Consider the following 281-nt stretch of genomic DNA (forward strand, 5'->3'; position numbering starts at 1 on the left):
GAAGGGTTTTGAGTCTCTCTCCCTGGTGGCGAGTATGGAGATGGAACCTTATCCGCATCAGAGGGAGGCTCTGTTGGCTTGGAAGCAAGCCGGTAGGCAAGGGGTTGTGGTGTTGCCAACGGCGGCGGGAAAGACTTATCTAGCGCAAATGGCGATACAATCGACACCGCGCAGTACGTTGATTGTGGTGCCGACTCTGGATTTGATGCACCAGTGGTATGCTCACTTAACGGCGGCTTTTCCGGATGCGGAGGTGGGGTTGTTGGGTGGCGGTTCGCGAG

At 56.6% G+C, this 281-nt stretch carries 1 protein-coding gene; it reads left to right on the plus strand.

Translation table 11 applies throughout. The features are described from left to right. Positions 1-34: 34 nt before the first annotated feature. The coding region (locus FLQ44_RS17670) for a DEAD/DEAH box helicase family protein (RefSeq protein ID WP_206208952.1) at positions 35-281 on the plus strand (247 nt) is incomplete at its 3' end.

The organism is Vogesella mureinivorans (assembly GCF_007644035.1).
GTDB classification, from domain to species: Bacteria; Pseudomonadota; Gammaproteobacteria; order Burkholderiales; family Chromobacteriaceae; genus Vogesella; species Vogesella mureinivorans.